This window comes from Flavihumibacter cheonanensis, from assembly GCF_022352215.1.
Taxonomy (GTDB): Bacteria; Bacteroidota; Bacteroidia; order Chitinophagales; family Chitinophagaceae; genus Flavihumibacter; species Flavihumibacter cheonanensis.
In genome coordinates this window covers 1-560 of sequence record NZ_JAKRWF010000023.1, presented here as the reverse complement: position 1 = coordinate 560, position 560 = coordinate 1, and the positions used below count along the sequence as shown (strand labels likewise).

Below are 560 nucleotides of genomic sequence, written 5' to 3'. Positions count from 1 at the left end.
GGTAGTAGTGTGTTGGATCAGGTGACCAAGCGTGGTAATCAGCCGGTATCGTATTTGTATGATTCAACGAATACGGAGGTGGTGGCAGAGGTGTCAGGCGCTTCGTTGGCAGATGTTGCTTTTACTTCTTTTGAGCGTCCTGGAGCCACCACTGATGGTGGATGGACGTTTTCAAGTCCAAGTATTGGTATTTTTAGAAATTTCAATTTTCGTTCAGGTAAATATTCTATCATATCGGGAGGTTTGACAAAGTCTGGTTTAGATCCTACTAAAACGTATGTTATTAGCTATTGGAGAACTAGCACTTCAAAACTATCCATTTTTAATGGAACAAGTGGGCAACCATATTGGAGATCGCCTGTGCCAGTCAATGGCTGGTATTTACATATTCAGTTTGTTCGTGGAATATCTTCTCTGGTATGTTTTCATAATGCTGGCACGCTTGATCCAATTTATCTCGACGATCTTCGGTTGTTCCCAGTGGGAGCTGAGATGAAGACGTATACCTACGACAAGGGGCGTGGTATTACCTCCAGTTCGGATGTAGATGGGCGATTGAC

The 560-nt window shown here is 43.4% G+C and carries 1 protein-coding gene; it reads left to right on the top strand.

Annotated features, from left to right (window positions below; translation table 11 throughout):
• Positions 1–560 (top strand): hypothetical protein (locus MD536_RS20955; protein WP_239603751.1); only part of this gene is annotated, 560 nt, incomplete at both ends.